This window comes from Prevotella conceptionensis 9403948, assembly GCF_000312305.1.
Lineage (GTDB): Bacteria > Bacteroidota > Bacteroidia > Bacteroidales > Bacteroidaceae > Prevotella > Prevotella conceptionensis.
In genome coordinates this window covers 59,759-61,486 of record NZ_HE999444.1, presented here as the reverse complement: position 1 = coordinate 61,486, position 1,728 = coordinate 59,759, and the positions used below count along the sequence as shown (strand labels likewise).

Annotated in this window: 1 protein-coding gene; it reads right to left on the bottom strand. The window is 51.0% G+C overall.

The features are described from left to right. The coding region (locus tag BN93_RS02390) for an alpha-2-macroglobulin family protein (RefSeq protein WP_044259614.1) at positions 1-1,728 on the bottom strand (1,728 nt) is incomplete at both ends.

The following is a 1,728-nucleotide window of genomic DNA, read 5'->3' as shown; positions in this document are numbered from 1 at the left end:
CGAACTTACATAAAGATAGCGCACCGCCCATTCGCTAGGGCGTACGTTTTTCTCGCCTCGTTGCTCGCGTTTCTTCATTGCTGCGACTTCGTCTGCTACGCGTTTACCCATGAAAGCGAATGCCCTTTCCAAATTGCGGTTCATGTCGGTGCGCCCGCCCGTTAGCGTTTGCAGGCGCGTTACCATCTCGGCAACGGTCAAAGTGACGTAACTACTGCCTGCCATACCTGGGAACCAACTCCACGAACCATCACCACGCTGCAACGCACGCAGCTTGTTTGTGGCCTGGTTTAGGCGATACGCGATGCCGTTCTCATCGAAGAAACGCGTCAACTCTTGGCGTTGGCGGGTTTCGTTCTTGCCATTCCACACCCAAGGCGTTTCGTTCAGCACCAGTGTTTTCAGCTCCTCGTTCTTTTCAAGTTCGCTTACCATCGAACCTTCTCCATTGTTTTCCTGTTTCCAAAGTTCGACAGTACTCTTTATTACGGGAGCTTGTTTAAGCAGATAACTACCCAAACTGTTTACATAGAACGAAGTAGCTAGGGATATGGCATCGGTTTCGTCGACACTACTCATATAGGGCAGGGTCTGCACCATCATCCAAGCGGGGTTGTTGGTGTACTCTACGGTGAGGCGATTATCCGCCCTATTTACGGCGAAAAGCTTACGCAGGTCGATGTTGAGCGTACCTGGGCGATGCTGGGTAAAGGCCTTCGAGTTGGTGACAAGTTCGGTATCGCCCAGTAGGGGCAGGTAGTGTTGTTCGCCATCGCTAAATCCTTTGCCCGTTACCGATATGCGGCATATCCACACACGTACGCCGGCGGTATAAAACTTAGTACCTTCTTGCAAGTTGAGTGGGAAACTAACGTTGGTGGTTTGACCGACATTTACCGTGCAAGTCTTCGTCTCTGTGTGGAAGGTCTTGCCCGTTTCGGGGTCTACAATCTCAATCAATGCCGTTCCCGTCAGCGCCTTTTCGGAGGTATTGATTACGCGGGCAGTTATCCAACCCTTATCACCCAATCGCATAAAGCGCGGCATGTTGGGCTGCACCATCATCTTCTTGGTGGCCACGGCCTCGTTTTCTACCATCACGTTGTTCATGTCCTGGTCAGTGGCCAAGCCCATAAAGCGCCATGTGGTGACACTTTCGGGCAGCGTAAACTTGATGGCTACATCACCGTTAGCATCGGAAGTGAGGGATGGATAGAAGAAAGCCGTCTCGTTCAGGTTCTCGCGGATGGTGGGTTTATCAGTAGAGCTAGACTCTGGTTTAGCCTCAGGGGTTTCCTCCACGTCTTTCGTCTTCACCTCTTCGTATGCAACTGCGGATGCCCTGGTTTCTTTTGCAGAAACAGAAGATAAGCCCCTTACCCTAATAGAACCTGTTAGACTGCTCTTCTTGCTGTAACCAGTAACCACAACTTCTTCCAGTCGATCCGCACCTTTGAGACCAAACATCGAGGTGAAATAATAGGCCCAATCGAAGCACGAAGTGTCAAACCGATAAAAACCTAAGGAGTTTACGGGTAACGAGCGCAAGGGATTGCGGGAATAAACTTCGTAAGAGCGTAGGCTCCATGCCCACTGCCAGACGGCATAGGGTACGGGGAACGAATAGCCTAAATCGAAACCCCAACGATGATTTACAATTTGGTCGAGCGACTTATCGTAAAGCGTAGCCATCAATTGCGCATTGGCCGGCTTGCCGTCGGGATGCTT